Source organism: Sorangium sp. So ce327, from assembly GCF_051530205.1.
GTDB lineage: Bacteria > Myxococcota_A > Polyangia > Polyangiales > Polyangiaceae > Sorangium > Sorangium cellulosum_B.
The window spans coordinates 6,943,137-6,957,414 of sequence record NZ_CP150330.1 but is presented as its reverse complement, the minus strand read 5'-3'; the positions used below and the strand labels follow the sequence as shown (position 1 = coordinate 6,957,414).

Sequence of the window (14,278 nt, the reverse complement as noted above, 5' to 3'; positions counted from 1 at the left end):
CGCGCCAGGCGCCGCGGCGTCACTCCGCGAGCGCAGCGTCGCCCAGCGTGTTCACGTAGCCCGACTCGATGATCCTCTTGAGGAGCATCAGGAACACGCCCGCGTCGCGCCAGCACTCCGCCGGCAAGCTCGCCACGCCGCCGCGCACGACGTCGACGAATCGCTCGACGACGCGGCCATCCCCGGCGCTGTCGTCGGCGGCGAGGTCGCGCAGCGTCGCCGCGATGACGTCCTCGTCATCGACGCCGACGAACCGCAGGGTGGCCTCGACGAGCCTCCGGTTCGGATGGTTGAAGAGGTTGAGATCGAACCGGCCCCGGGCGCCCGAGCGCCCATCGACGTCCTGATCTCCCACGTCGTCGAAGATGCGCGAAGCCGCGTCGGCGAACCGCTCGCACACGCGCCTGATCGCCGGGGCGGCCAGCACCTGTCCTATCGTGGGGAGCTCGGGGCTCGCGCTCCGGTAGAGGCTGTAGACGACCGCGACCGTCCCGGCCGTCTGAATGCTCCCGATCGCATGCGCGACGAAATCGTCGGCGTGCTCGTCCCAGAACGCACCCTCTTCGCGCTCGAGATAACGCTGGCTGAGCTGCCGCATGGCGGAACCATGGCTCAGGAAGCCGGCGACGGGCGACTCGATGAGCGCGCCCGCGTCCTCGGGAGAGCTCAGGCGAAGCAGCAGGCGCGCCACCTCCGCGAGAGGTCGAGCGCGCGCCGCGACGAGGGCAGGATCGGGGCGCGGCGCCAAGGCCGCGTCGAGCTCGCTCCGGAGGACGGCGGACGCCAGCTGCTCCGCGTCGTTCGCCGCGGGAATGTGCAGGCGCGGCGCGTGAACCTCGATGAACCGGTGCGTCGCGGCCACCATCGCCAGGTCCCCGTCATCCATCAGGCCATCGAACAGGAACAGGAGCCCAAATACGATGGAGACCTCGGCGAGGCGCTCGACCTCCTCGATTTCGATCGCGATGGCGGCGCAGAACGCCGTCGCCTTGGGGCCGATCTGGCGCACGACGCGCTCGACGTGCTCCGGATCGAGGTCGGGTAAGGCGCCCTGGACGATCGGGCGGAACCTCTCGAGAAAACACGCGTGGACGGCGCGCATCCTCTCGGAGAGCGCGCGACGGCCGACGGCGGTCGGGTAGGAGTCGCCGAAGACGTGGCTCTGCCACGTCCTTTCCATCAGATCGTCTAGCTTTCCCATGACGGTTGCGACACGAGCAGCGCGCCGAGGACCCACGCGCGGTCCACCCGCGCCGGGCAATACAGCTCCTTGCCGATCCAGCGGAGATCTTCCTGACCGGCGCCGACGTCATGGTTCGACATCAGCCAGTCGCGCCCCCGTCGCCAGGCGCCCCGCGCCATCGATTCGAGCTCGCGGTTCCTTCGGGCGGCGCGGAGCGCGAGCACGGCGTAGGCCGTCTCTGCCGCGGTGGGCGCGCCGCCGGCTCCCCAGCCGCCGTCGCCGCGCTGGGCGCGCAGCAGCGCCTCCACGCCGCGCTTCACGGCGGGCAGCTGCCCCTCGTGCGAGAGGGCCAGGATGACCTGGCTTGTCGTGTACAGCCAGGAGCTGTGCCACTTGTCGCCGACCCACCGCCCGTCCGGCTGCTGACGCTCGAGGAGGTACCGCGCCGGCTCCGACGCCTTCTCCCCGCGGGACGCGAGGGCGTGCATCGCGTGGGCATTGGTCGTGAGCGAGGGTTGCAGCTCGTTCGCGTACGTGATGAACATCCCGCCTCGCTCGAAGCGCCGCAGCGTCTCGATGGCGCGGGGCGCGGCGAGCTCTCCCAAGGTGGCGATGACCGTCGAGGTGATGTCGCCGTCCTGCGTGAACGCGTCGCTCATGCCGACGCCCTCGGGGCGAAGCGCGGCGCCGAGGTCGAGCAGCTGCGGCCGCGCCACGTCGCCGAGCCGGGGATGGTCGAGGAGATCGAAGGCCCGCAGCGCATACAGGACCCAGGTCTGCTCGAATCGGCGGATGGGCCACACCGTGGGGACGACGCCGGGGATCCCGACCTCGGTCGCGTCGCTCGCTCGAAGCAGGTACTCGCGCGCCGCCGCTCGTGCGCCCGCGAGGCCGGCCTTGTCCCGGGATGCGTGAAGCCAGGCGGCCGTGGCCGCGGGGCTGTGCCCGACGCCGCCGCTCACGTCGAGGAGGTCGGGCGAGGGGCCGCTCCCCCAGCCTTCCCACGAGTGCGAAGCCGCGCTGCCGGCCGCGGGCCGGGCCTTGCCGATCAGGGCCCGGCGCCGCTCGCCGAGCGCAATGAGCGCCCTGTACGGGCCCCAATCGACGCCGAGGCCGAGCGAGGAGGCCCGGTCGAGGAGCCTGGGCATGAGCAGCTCCAGCCCGACAGGGATGTCGTCCGGCAAGGACGTCCCCCAATGCGCTGCCTGGTTGCGCAGGAACGCAAGGCCCCCCTCGCAGGCGCGGCGCGCCTGCGGCATGAGCTCGCGGCAGGGATGGAGGGCCACGAGCGACGCCAGCGTCGGGAGATCGCGCGCGCGCGGCACCGATGACAGCCCCCAGCCCCCATCCGACCGCTGCTGATCCAGGAGCCATGGAATGATGCTCGCCCTGGCATCGGGAAAGACATCGAACATCAGCACGGTGGCGGTGTCGTACACCGACGGGCTGACGAGACCTCCGCCACGCCCGAGCTCCGCCACGAGCTCGCGAAGAACGGCCAGAGCGCGATCGGAAGGACTCGAATGCGGTGAGGTGTTCATGTGCTGATCCACCCGGTGAGGGCCGGCTGCCGCCGGCGACCGTGTTGATGGTGAGCAGCGTCATCCCGTCGGAGATCGCGGCCGATGGCTCGATGCAATGGGCGCTCGATCTTTGCCCGTTCAGCACCGACGAAAGGCGACCCGTGTCGCGGCCGTCGGATGCCCGGTCGGGAAGTACACGTGCTTCGGTGAAGCGCCCTCCAAGTGTGGAACGAGCCCGGCGCGGCGCAACGCCCGGACGAGGAGGAACTGAAGCTGGAGCGCCTCGATGCAAGCCACGTTGTATCCAAGACAGAAGTGCGGCCCCCCGCCGAACGCGGCCAGCTCCAGCGCACCCGGCGGGCTCGAGCGATCTCTCCAGCGGTTCAGATCGAAGCGATCGGGGTCCGGGAACAGCGATGAATCATAACCGAATTGCGCGGGGCTGAGGGCCAGCGGCGTGTTTCGAGGGATGCGCCTACCGTTCAGCGTGATCGTCTCGGTGACCGTCCGGAAGATGAACCAGACCGGCGTGTACATCCGCAGGACTTCCCGGAAGATGGCGTTGGCGACGGGGAGCCGGTCCGCCTCTCTCGCGGACATGGGCACGGACGCGTCCGGCGCGGCCGCGTGCTCATCGCAGAGCGCGCTCCACACCTCGCTCCGGCGCGACAGGACGATGACGATCCAGGCCAGGATGGAGGCGCTGGTCTCGTGCCCGGCGAGCAATATCGCGCGAAGGTTGTCGACGATGTCTTGGTCCGACAGGGGCACGCCCTCGTCGTCGCGAGCCTTCGAGAGCATCTCGACGAGGGAACCCGCGGCGCCGCCCCCGCGAGCGAGCGCAAGGAGCTTCCGCAGGCGGTCGTCTATCCAGGCGCGCGCACGATCCGAGCGGTACGCGGGCATGCCCGGCAGACGACCCGGGATCGGGTAGACACCCAGGAACAGCTCGCGATAGGCCCGGCTCCACGCGCGCACATCCTCTGTCGGGACCCCGCAGATTCGAAAGATGATCTCGAGGGTCAGATCCCGCATGGCGGGATGGACCGCGAAGCTCTCTTGCTGGAGCCAGGCATCGATCTTCGCGGCGAACGCGGAGGCGATGGTGGCGGAGGCCTCCTTGGCGAACCCCTGAGGGGAGAACGAGGGGTTGATGGCCGAGCGCATGTGCCGGTGCAGGGGCCCGTCCTGCGCAGCCATCGAGCGGCCCACGATCCCCTTCAGGTGCTCCGGATGGTCCATGACCACCTCGGGCGCGCGCAGGAGATCGAGGGCGTCGGCTCCGACATAGAAGAGCCGGCGCTGCGCGAACCCGAGGTTGACCCAGAAGAGCGGACCCAGCGCGCTCCTGCTGCGGCGCAGCAGGCCGACGGCGTCCCGGTGGAGGACGGGCAGGTGACCGATCACCGGCAGCTCTCCCGCCGCGGTGGGGAAGCTGTCTCGGTCGGTTCGACCCCGGGAGAGCATGGCGCGCAAGCAGGAGGGGAGGGGCCGCGGCTCAGCGGCCCGAAGCGCCGCTCGTCGCCGACGCCGACGCGAGCTGGCGCATCTGGTTGATGCAGAACATGATTCCAGCCCGCAGGTTCGACCGCGTGACCATGCTGTTCAGATCGAGGCCCAGCTCGACGATCGTCTGCGCGACCGACGGCCTGATGCCGCAGATGATCCCGTCCGCGCCGAGGAGCCGGATGGCGTTCACGAGCTTGAGCAGGTGATTCGCCACCTGCGTGTCCACCATCTCGACGCCCGTGAGATCCAGGATGGCATACCGCGCGCTGGTGCGGACGATCTCGTCGAGCAAGTTCTGCATGACGTCGGCGGTCCTCGCGCTGTCGACGACGCCGACCATGGGCAGCGCGACCACCCCGTCCCAGACCTGGATGATGGGCGTCGAGAGCTTGCCGATGACCTCCTGCTGCTTCTGGATCTGCAACAGCCGTAGTCGGAGCTCCTCTTCGGCTCTCTTCGCCTCCGAGACGTCGAGCGAGAGCCCGATCACGGACTCGACGTTTCCGAGCGGGCTCTGGATCGGCACCATCCAGTTCTCCCAGAACGAGTTGTTGCCGGGGACGTGGCTCATGGAATGGGAGGGAGACCCGCGGAGCGCCCTCCTCACGTTCTCCGTGCCTTCGGGAGCGTTGGCAAAGACGTCGAAGAGGTTCGTCCCGACGAGCTGCCCCCGCTTGAGGCCGAGCCCCGCCAGGCCCTTCCCGTCGTGGCGGGTGATGACGCCCGCCGCGTCGCATGACCAGACGATGACAGGGAGGTTGTCGGAGAGGGCGCGGAGCATGTCCGCGTCCTCTCCCTTCCCGGGCTCGGCGGCGGGGTGATCGTCGGCGCCGGACGTCGCGTGCAGCGAGCCGTAGACCGCCTGGCCGTGCGGCGCTCTGCGCAGCACGCAGGAGAAGGACGCATACACGTTCCCGGCCGTCATCACCCGCCCGCGGAGCTCCACGGACCCGGTCGCCTCCAGAAGCCCGGACCACTTCGCCCGGGCCGCCTCCCGGTCGTCGTCGTGGAAGAGCTGGAAGAACGCCGTCCCCGGCGTGGCCGCGTGCCCGACCGTGTGGCCGAAGGACTCGCTCCAGTGCGACAGCGTGCCATCGACATTCGCTACGAACAGCGCCTCGGGGGAGTAGAGATAGGCTGCCTCCCACGTGTCGCGTGTACTCGTGTAATGCTGTGTCATGACGAATGTTGCCCTCCCCCAAGCCCGATTCAGGCCTCCTACCTGTGCTCACCTCGTTCGTAGGGGCCGTGGATCGCGCGTGATTTTGACCAAGAATCGGCGTCAGCAGACTCACCCCTCTCAGGACCCGCGAGCGCGATGACGAGCGCTCGGAGATGTGCAAACGCTTCGATCCCAGCGAGGGTTCCAGCTTGCATTGGGAGATTACAAGCCGCACATCTCCGGCTGAGGCCGGGTAGATCCGGAACTCGCGCTAAGGCCATTCCCGATGTGTGTTCGTGATCGGCGTCCAGGATGCTGTTCAATCCGTTCGGCCCGGAAGCGCTCGCGAGGCGAGGGGGATTCAGACGAGATCATGACGGTGCCTCACGTCGGTGCCTCATGACGGTGCCTCATGACGGTGCCTCACGACGGTGCCTCACGTCGATGATCGAGCGGACGCCGCCCGGAGTTTCATGGGGTCACCTATGCTGTCGTCCCGCCAGGGGAAAGGACTTGACTTCCACGAACCGCTTGGATGTGCTGTCCGGAAGTGCGGCTGCGCCGCTGTGAGCTTGACATGGAAACCGAGACCGCCCCGAGCCCCTCGCCCGAGCCGATCGACCTCTCCGCGCCTTCGGTGATAGCCGATCCTTACCCCGCGTACCACGCGCTGCGCGGGCGATCTCCGGTGCTCTATGCGCGCGTGCCCGCGGGCGGCGCGGCGGGCCTCGACGAGCCAATCCATGCCTACGCGCTCCTGCGCCACGCGGAGGTGCTCGCCGCGCTGCGGGATCCCCAGACGTTCTCGTCGAACGTCACGGACAAGATCCGTGTCCTGCCGAGGATCACGCTGCTGCACGACGATCCGCCCCGGCACACCCACCTCCGCAGGCTCGTCAGCCGATCGTTCACGCCGCGGCGCATCGCTGAGCTCGAGCCGTGGATTGGCCGCCTCGCCGCCTCGCTGCTCGAAGCGACGGGCGACGGGCCGTCAGACCTCATGGGCACCTACGCGATGCCCCTGCCGATGATGGTAATCGCCACCCTGCTCGGTATCCCGGCGGAGCGCTATGTGCAATTTCGGAGCTGGTCCGAGTCCGTGATGTCCTACAGCGGTATACCGGCGGAGGAGCGCGCGAGCCGCGGTAAGGCGATGGTCGACTTCTTCGCGGCGGAGATCGAGGCGCGACGGCGCGCGCCGTCAGGCGATCTCATCTCGGCGCTCGTCGAGGCCGAGATCGACGGCGCGCGCCTCGACACGCCCGAGGCGGTCGGCTTCTGCGTAGGCCTGCTCGTCGCCGGCAACGACACGACGACGAACCTCATCGGCAACATGGCGCACCTCCTGTCCGAGCGGCCCGAGCTCTACCGGCGCGCGCAGCAGGACCGGCGTCTCGTGGAGCCGATCATCGAGGAGACGCTGCGCCATTCGAGCCCGGTGCAGCGCCTGCTGCGCGTCGCCACGCGGCCGGTGGACGTGAGCGGCGTGACGATACCGGCCGGACACCTTGTCGACGTCGTGTTCGGCGCGGCGAACCGGGATCCGGCCGTCTTCGAGGCGCCGGACGCGTTCCGGCTCGACCGGCCTCCGGTGGAGCACATCGCGTTCGGGCAGGGGACCCATTTCTGCATGGGCGCGGCGCTGGCGCGGATGGAGGCGCGGATCGCGCTGAACGCGCTCCTCGACTGCTATGAGTCCATCACGCCCGGCGAGGCGCCTCCGCTGCGGCAGACGCGGGCGATCATGCCGCTCGGGTTCGAGTCGCTTCCGCTCGTCCTGCGCCGGAGCCGCGCCAAACCCTGATCTCGGATCGCTTGCTCCGCAGCGGCCTTATCAGGTGATCTCGTCTCATGCGTCGAGTCGCCGACTGGCGTGCAGCGACGAGGCGCGCCGGCCCGTCACACGCGCGGGAGGAACGTCACCTTGCCGGTCTCGAGGGCGTACTCGGCGCCCACGATCAGCATGCCTTCCTCGGTGCACAGCCGCTCGAGAAGCCGGCTGCCGTGCCGGAGGTGATCGCACGAGTTGCGCACGTTGGCGCGCACCGCCTCGCGCAGGAGAAAGCTCCTGTCGGCGTGGCGGCCGGCGGCGCTCACCACCGTCTCGACGGGAGCTCGGCAGCGCTCGACGATATCGCGGATGTTGTCGGTGAGGTGGCCGCCGTGGTCCTCGTCGAGCAGCTCGCTCAGCGTGGCGTCGATGGCGCCGCAACGCGAGTGGCCCATCACCACGGCAAGGCGGGTCCCGAAGGCGGCGGCGGCGAACTCCACGCTGCCCACGAGCGAGGGCGCCACCACGTTGCCCGCGACCCGGATGACGAACAGGTCCCCGAGCCCCTGGTCGAAGATGAGCTCCGACGGCGCCCGCGAGTCCGAGCAGCTGAGGATGATGGCGAAGGGCTGCTGCCCCTCCACGAGGGCGGCCCGCGCCCGCGCTCCCATCACGACGTGCTCGCCGCGGACGTTGTCCACGAAGCGCCGGTTGCCCTCGATCAGGCGTTCCAGCGCCTGATCGGCCGTCACGACGGGAGAGGCGGGCGGAGCGTTGCTGAGTCCCATGCTGACCGGCCACGGTGGGGGACCGGGCCGCGGGCGTCAATGGGTGAAATTTCCGCCTCACATGTCAGCTGCCGGGCTCATGGCTCATCGCTCACGCAGCGCCACCGCCGCGCCGCCGCCTCGCAAACGCCGCGAGCGCCGCGGCGGCCCCGAGCGCGGCCAGCGGCCCGCGCGGCGCGCCCCCCGGGATCGCGCACCCGCAGCCTTCGCCTTCAGCTTCCGGCTCCTTCGCCAGATCGACCACCACGCTGACCTGGTCGGTCGCCTCCAGGATCCCGTCGCTGACCGTCACCTCGAACGTCAGGGCCGTCGTCGCGGCGACCTCGGGCGCCACGAAGGTCGCCCGCGCGCCCTCGCCGGTCAGCTCGACCGCGGGCCCCGCCGTCTGCACCCAGGAGAACGTCAGCGTGTCCTCCTCGGGGTCCGAGCTGCCCGAGGCGTCGAGCGTCACGAGCTCGCCGATCGCGACCGCCTGGTCCGCCCCCGCGTCGGCCACGGGCCCGCCCTGGCAGGAGGCGGTGTCCTCGACCACCGTCGCGAACGGCTTGTTCTTCAGGCCCGCGAACCCGATGTCATCGAGCTCCCAGCCGGCGTCGCCCGCGGCCGCGTCCGTGCCGACGCGGAACCGCACCTGCACCGTCTTCCCGGCGAACGCGGTCCCCAGGTCGATCGCCACGTGGTCGACCTCGGGCCACGAGGGGCTCTGGCCGACGAAGGCCCTCCGCCTGCCCAGCGGATTGCCCGACTCGACGGTGACCCTCCCGGTGTAGCCGGGCTGTGCGCGACTCCCGATGTCCCGCCATGTCGCGCCGCCGTCGGCGCTGATCTCGACCACCGCGCCATCCCAGAACGTCTCGTCGCTCGTCTCGAACCGGTGCCGGTGCGCGAACGTCAGCACGAAGCGCTCGGACTCGCTGACCTCCAGGGCCGGCGACACGAGCGCCGTGTCGGACACGCTCCCGAGGTTGACGCCGCGCCACACGCGGTTCGGCGCGGTCCCCTCGGCGCGCGACCAGACGAGCTCGCTGGAGAGCCCCTCGACGCGCCAGGTCGTGCGCTGCGCCTCCACGTCGTCGACCGCCGAGGACGCCGGCAGCTCGTCGAAGTTCACGCGGCGCACCAGGGCCTCGACCCGCACCGGCGTGCACGCCGCGGCGCTCTTCAGCGTCAGGCTGAGCTCGAGGTCCTCGGCGGGCGCCACGGTCCGGTCGAGCTTCACCGCCACGGTCGCGGTCCCGGTCGCGAACGGCGCGATGTCGCCGAACGACGCGCGCGCGCCGTCCGGGAACGTCACCCCGGCGGAAGGCGCCTCGATGGACGCCACCGCCCCGGTCAGGGGCGCCGCGCCGCGGTTGACGATCTCGATCGCGATCGTGCCGGACTCCTCCGCGTCGAGCAGCCCGTCGCGGTCGCAGGAGCCGGCGCTGTCATCGAGCTCCGCCCGGACCAGCGAGATCTCGGGCTGGACGCCGAAGCTCTCCACGACGCCGGAGAAATCGTGCGAGTCGGCGCGCGGGGACACGGCGCACGTGCCGGCGCCGCGCCGGGCGAACGCCTCCGCCAGCGCGAGGAAGTCGCCCTGATCGCTGGCGAGCGCGGCGGCGAGGAGGGCGTCGCGCTGCTCGGTGTACGTCGGGCTCACCGGCGCGAGCTGCATGCCGGCCACCACGTAATCGCTCATCCGCCGCCGGGTCTGCTCGAACGCGCGCGGCGGGGTCAGGCCGCTGCCGTGCCGGATCAGCCCGACGTAGGCCTCGAACAGCATGCTCGCCCAGACCTCTCCCGCGTTGTGCTCCTCGGAGTTGTCGGAGAACGAGGAGCTGAGCGGGTGGTCGGGGAGGCGGGCGCCCTCCGAGATGTGCTTGAACGTCAGCCCGTTCCTCGTGAAGTCGACGGAGTAGGGGGCGCGGCGGATGCCGAAGTAGCTGTCGCCGAGCGCCGCGCTCCCGTAGCTCGAGAGCGGGAAGACGCCGTCGAGGTCGTCGCCGTCGCGCAGCGCCATGTGCAGGGCGATGAAGTCGCCCCACCCCTCGCTCTGCGCGCCGCACATCTTCGTGCCGCACGCGACCTGACGGAGGTGGATGTAATGGCCCCACTCGTGCGCCACGATGGTGTTGTCGATCGTGCCGTCGCGCTCGACGCCGGGCTCGCGGGTCATGGTGACCGTGAGCGGCGCGTCCGCGGCGGCGAGCGCCGCCTTGAGCGCGCTGCCGTCCTCCTGCGAGACGCTCTGGGCGGGGGTCGTCACCTCGGGGGCCTCGCCGGACAGCCGCGGGGCCCCGTCGCTCTCCCGGTTGTTGGCGATGATCACGCCGATGGCGCCCGCCGCCTGCGCGCTCTGCGCCTTCTCGGCGAAGGTGCACCCGCCCCGGTCGACGAGGGCGATCTTGCCGGCCACGTCGCTCGTGATCGGCCCGCACGCGTCGCCGCGGGGCTCGGCGCCGTCCTGGGCGAGGGCGAGCTCGCCGGTGACCTCGTAGCGCCGGGGCCCGAACAGGGCGGTGTTCGACGCGTAGCTGGCGTTCTGCGGCGTGACGCTCAGCGAGCGCTGATCCGGCCCGGACCACAGGTACATCTGCATCCGGGGCGACGCGCCGTCGTACGTCGCGTCCATGTTCGCGTTGTCGCGGCTGCCGCCGGTCGCGTCGTCCTGCGCCTCCGCGAGGAGCGGATCGCCGTCGAGGCCGCCCCGGCCGAGGTTGTCGCGCTGGGCGTTGCCCGCGGCCTCGGTGAAGCCGGAGTCGTAGTACCAGTCATGGAGCCAGTTCGTGACGTAGAAGATCTGGGTGACGGCCGCCATGGTCTGCTCGGGCGTGGCGAGCGGATCGGCGAGCGGGTCATAGAGGTGATCGAACGAGCCCGGCCCCGAGAGCGCCGCGCGGATATCGCCGCTGGAGAACCCGTCGGGCGCGTTGTGGTCCGCGTAGGCGTCGACGTTGTTGCCGCGGGTCGAGGTCGCGCCGGCCGGCAGCCACGGATCGGCCCCGCCGTCGAGGTTCGTGTTGAAGCCATCGATGGAGATGAGGCTCGGCGCGACGAACCGAGGGACCTGGCCGTCGGGCCGCCCGGTCGGGTGCGGCGAGAGATCCGCGAGGGGGCCGTCGAGCGGCGTGTGATCGCCCCCTTCCTCCGCCCAGACCCGGTAATCGAACGCGGCGTGGGAGAGGTTCTCCCGGGAGAGCATCTGCCCGTCGCTGGCCCCGAACACCCAGGCGTACGCCGCGGAGCTCGTGCCGCTGGCGTCGCCCGAGACGAGCTCGACGAAGTAGCCGGCGACGAGCCGGTCGGGCAGGGGAAAGAGCACCTTCCTGACCCGCGCCGGCTGCGTGAAGCGCAGGCTCCCGGCGCGCTGGCGCGCGTGATCGGTGTCCGCGATGTCGAAGAGCCGATACCCGCCCTTCGCCTCGCCGAGCTCGCGGAGGTCGGCCGTCTTGATGTCGATGCGGTGCGCGTCGCGCAGGGCGCGGACGACCGCCTGCGCCGGCGAGCCGGAGAACGCCCGGCCGCGGAGCGCGCCGGCCGCCGGCGAGGCGGCGCCGGGCGGCAGGGGGACGGCCGACGCGTGGAGGTTGCCCGCGAGGGCGACGAGCCCGAGGTCGCGCTTCATGAGCACCTTGAGCCCGCTCCGGAAGACCGGGATCCCGTCGACGTCCTGGCCCAGCGTCACGACGATGCCGCCGCGCCCGGTGTCGTGGACGTGGCGCACCACGGCCGTATCGAGCGCGGCCTGCGGAAGACCGTAGAGGCGCGCGTACCGCTGCACGTACCACCGGGCCGCGGCCTCGGGCGTCGCGTGGGTCGCGGCCGGCGGGCGGTGGCCCGGGGACGTCGCCCACACGAAGGTGGGCACCCCGCGCTGCGGATCGGTCGACGCCACGACGGCGCGCGTCGTCGACGCGCGCTCGTCGACGTCGATGACGCGCGCGCGGACGGGCGGCGCGGGTGGGGCCTTGAAGTATGCGTCGTAGTTCGGGCGCTCCCGCGCATGGGCGATGGGGCCTGCGAGCAGCGCGAGCGATAGCGCGGTGTACCGAACTGAGACCTTCATGTTCATCGATTCTCCGACTCCGAGGGGACGACGCATGACCGGCTGCGCGCGGGTAGGTCGCGCGCTGCCTCCCCGGGCGCCTCGCGCCCACCCGTCGAATCCGCGGCGCGAGGCAACCTAGCCCCAGCGTGCGCGCAGGGAAAGCGCGACGGCTCTCGCTCTGTCCGGCGTCGTAAGGCGCCTCTCATGCGATTTCGTCCGGGCGCTCCGCAGAGCGCGAGTCACGCGGCGCCGACACCAGAATGGAATAGAGAAGCAATCCTTGCTGGCGCATCGCATGAATCCATGAATTGCCGTGTCATGCGTCCTCGCGAGGCGAGCCGAGCGGTTCCCTCGGTCGCCGCGGGGTGGGCAGGAGGGTGGTTGTCGCGCCCGCGATCGGCTCCAGGACCTGGACGGCGTCGGGTCGGCTCGCGCGGCGCGTCGTGCAGGGCCGGCTCGTGGGGTGTGGACTCGCGCAGTGCGTCGTGCGGCGCCGGCTCGTGGGGTGCGGACTCGCGCGGTGCGTCGTGCAGCGCCGGCTCGTGGGGTGCGAGCTCGTGTGGTGCGGACTCATGCAGGGCTGGCGCCGCGAGCCAGCTCACGCGCGGGGTGCCGGTATGACGAAGCGCTGACATGGCGCCCGACGCCCGGAGATTATCTTCGCAAAACCCAACGTGATCCACGCCTTGCACATCGAGACCAAGCTCGTCTCCGAAGAGCTCTGCGTACTGTTGCGTCAGGTCGATCCCGCCGTCTTCGTCTTCCACGACGAACCCGAGGTTCGCGCCCGGGTCGAGCGTGTGGCGTCGCGGCTCCGCGAGCTCGTCGTGGCGGCCGAGCGCGACGATGCCGGGGGCAGGATCGAGCGGCTCCGCGAGCGGCTCCGCGTGCTGCTCGCGGCGGTCGAGCGGGCGACCCCGACCGGAACACCCTCGCCCAAGGCGGCGTGGATTGCGTTCCAGCGAGAGGTGCAGCCTGCCTACGAGTCGCTGCTGCTGACGCTGCGCGGCGTGGTTGCCGCGCCGCCGAGCGTCAGGCCCACGAACCATGTGCGCAGCCTGTGGCACGTGGGCATGGGGCTCCTGGTGCTCGGGCTGATCCAGCTCCTGCCGGAGCGCGGCTGGCTCGTGGCCGCGAGCGGCGCGTTCGTGGTGGCGGTGTGGTCGATGGAGATCGCCCGCCGGGTCAGCGAGCGGGTCAACGAGCGGCTGATGGGGGTCTTCCGGCTCGTGGCGCACCCGCACGAGCGCTACCGGGTGAACTCGTCGACCTGGTACGTGACAGCGCTCTTCTTGCTGGCGCTGTTCGGGACGCGGCTGAGCCAGTCGCTCGCCGTGGTGGTGCTGGCGGTGGCCGACCCGGCGGCGGCCCTCATCGGCCGCCGCTTCGGCCGCACGCGGCTGCGCGACGGCCGCTCGCTGGAGGGCACGCTCGCCTTCTTCGCGGCGGGCGCGCTGAGCGCCCTCGCCGTGATGTGGGCGCTCGGCCCGGCGTCGCTCTCCTCGCGGCTCCTCCTGGCCGCCGTCGCGGGCCTGGCCGGGGCGGCGACCGAGCTGTTCTCGACGCGGATGGACGACAACTTCACGATCCCGGTCGCCGTGGCGGCCGCTGTGACGGTCGCCGGCGCGGGCTGACGTCAACTGACGTCAGTTGGCGTCAGCTTACGTCAGGCCCCATCTCGCCGCCGATCTCCAGCGCGAGGCGAGCGAGGTACTGTCTCATGAACTCCGCGCGTCGCGCGCCCTCGCGGCGCCCTGCGGCCGTCGTGAGGCTCTCGGCGGTCTTGAACAGCTTCACGTGGAAGTGGTCGATCGCGTTCACCCGGTCGTCCCACGGCCTCCGCTCGGCGAACGGATCCCCGGGATCGTAGAACCGCACGCCGAGCAGGCCGCCCACGGCGAAGCAGCGGGCGATCCCGATCGCGCCCAGGCCGTCGAGGCGGTCGGCGTCCTGGACCACCCTGGCCTCGAGGGTCGTCGGCTCGATCCCCGCGCTGTAGCTGTGGCTCTCGATGGCGTGGGCGATGTCGGGGAGGAACGCCTCGGGGTACTCCACGCTCCGCAGGAAGCGCAGCGCCTCCTCCGCGGAGAGCCGCGACGCCTGGGAGCGCCTGGGGTCGTTCTTGGGGACGTTGACGAGATCGTGCAGCCACGCCGCGGGGACGACGATCTCGAGCCTTGCCCCTTCGTCCGCCGCGAGCGCCTTGGCCGTGGCGACCACCCTCGCGAAGTGCGCCAGATCATGGGCCGGATCCTTGCCGAGGTCGGTCTCCTCGAGCTTCTTTGCGAAGAGCGCTTCCCAGTCCTTCATCT

At 71.0% G+C, this 14,278-nt stretch carries 9 protein-coding genes; 2 read left to right on the top strand and 7 right to left on the bottom strand.

All coding sequences use genetic code 11. The features are described 5' to 3' along the window. Positions 1–19: 19 nt before the first annotated feature. The 4 genes from WME95_RS25940 to WME95_RS25925 form a co-directional block, all read right to left on the bottom strand. Positions 20–1,201 carry a hypothetical protein gene (locus WME95_RS25940; RefSeq protein ID WP_437902086.1) on the bottom strand — a complete coding sequence of 394 codons (1,182 nt, stop codon included), beginning with the start codon at positions 1,199–1,201 and terminating at the stop codon, positions 20–22. Next, complete coding sequence (locus WME95_RS25935) at positions 1,189–2,724, bottom strand: hypothetical protein (protein ID WP_437902085.1); 1,536 nt, start codon at positions 2,722–2,724, stop codon at positions 1,189–1,191. The genes WME95_RS25940 and WME95_RS25935 overlap by 13 nt, the downstream gene beginning before the upstream one ends. 120 nt (positions 2,725–2,844) lie before the next feature. Beyond that, on the bottom strand, positions 2,845–4,173 hold the full coding sequence (locus WME95_RS25930) for a cytochrome P450 (protein WP_437902084.1): 1,329 nt from the start codon (positions 4,171–4,173) through the stop codon (positions 2,845–2,847). Between the two features lie 31 nt (positions 4,174–4,204). Continuing rightward, entirely contained in the window at positions 4,205–5,395 is a 1,191-nt protein-coding gene (locus WME95_RS25925) for an STAS domain-containing protein (RefSeq protein ID WP_437902083.1), read from the bottom strand. Between the two features lie 559 nt (positions 5,396–5,954). Between WME95_RS25925 and WME95_RS25920 the strand changes: the two genes are divergently transcribed. After that, complete coding sequence (locus WME95_RS25920) at positions 5,955–7,181, top strand: cytochrome P450 (RefSeq protein ID WP_437902082.1); 1,227 nt, start codon at positions 5,955–5,957, stop codon at positions 7,179–7,181. Positions 7,182–7,276: 95 nt separating this feature from the next. Here the strand turns inward: WME95_RS25920 and WME95_RS25915 are convergent, their stop codons facing one another. Next, positions 7,277–7,936, bottom strand: a complete 660-nt coding sequence (locus tag WME95_RS25915; protein ID WP_437902081.1) for a carbonic anhydrase — start codon at positions 7,934–7,936, stop codon at positions 7,277–7,279. A gap of 91 nt (positions 7,937–8,027) precedes the next feature. Further along, entirely contained in the window at positions 8,028–11,984 is a 3,957-nt protein-coding gene (locus WME95_RS25910; protein ID WP_437902080.1) for a M36 family metallopeptidase, read from the bottom strand. Between the two features lie 656 nt (positions 11,985–12,640). On the opposite strand from WME95_RS25910, the gene WME95_RS25905 reads away from it, so the two are divergent. Continuing rightward, positions 12,641–13,600 carry a diacylglycerol/polyprenol kinase family protein gene (locus WME95_RS25905; RefSeq protein ID WP_437902079.1) on the top strand — a complete coding sequence of 320 codons (960 nt, stop codon included), beginning with the start codon at positions 12,641–12,643 and terminating at the stop codon, positions 13,598–13,600. A gap of 22 nt (positions 13,601–13,622) precedes the next feature. On the opposite strand, the gene WME95_RS25900 is transcribed toward WME95_RS25905, so the two are convergent. Further along, positions 13,623–14,276, bottom strand: coding sequence for an HD domain-containing protein (locus tag WME95_RS25900; protein WP_437540709.1), 654 nt, complete (start codon positions 14,274–14,276; stop codon positions 13,623–13,625). Positions 14,277–14,278 lie beyond the last annotated feature (2 nt).

Coding starts and splice junctions, on each gene's coding strand:
- WME95_RS25900 (WP_437540709.1), bottom strand. CDS start 14,276: ATGAAGGACTGGGAAGCGCTCTTCGCAAAGAAGCTCGAGGAGACCGAC.
- WME95_RS25930 (WP_437902084.1), bottom strand. CDS start 4,173: ATGCTCTCCCGGGGTCGAACCGACCGAGACAGCTTCCCCACCGCGGCG.
- WME95_RS25925 (WP_437902083.1), bottom strand. CDS start 5,395: ATGACACAGCATTACACGAGTACACGCGACACGTGGGAGGCAGCCTAT.
- WME95_RS25935 (WP_437902085.1), bottom strand. CDS start 2,724: ATGAACACCTCACCGCATTCGAGTCCTTCCGATCGCGCTCTGGCCGTT.
- WME95_RS25940 (WP_437902086.1), bottom strand. CDS start 1,201: ATGGGAAAGCTAGACGATCTGATGGAAAGGACGTGGCAGAGCCACGTC.
- WME95_RS25910 (WP_437902080.1), bottom strand. CDS start 11,984: ATGAAGGTCTCAGTTCGGTACACCGCGCTATCGCTCGCGCTGCTCGCA.
- WME95_RS25920 (WP_437902082.1), top strand. CDS start 5,955: ATGGAAACCGAGACCGCCCCGAGCCCCTCGCCCGAGCCGATCGACCTC.
- WME95_RS25915 (WP_437902081.1), bottom strand. CDS start 7,936: ATGGGACTCAGCAACGCTCCGCCCGCCTCTCCCGTCGTGACGGCCGAT.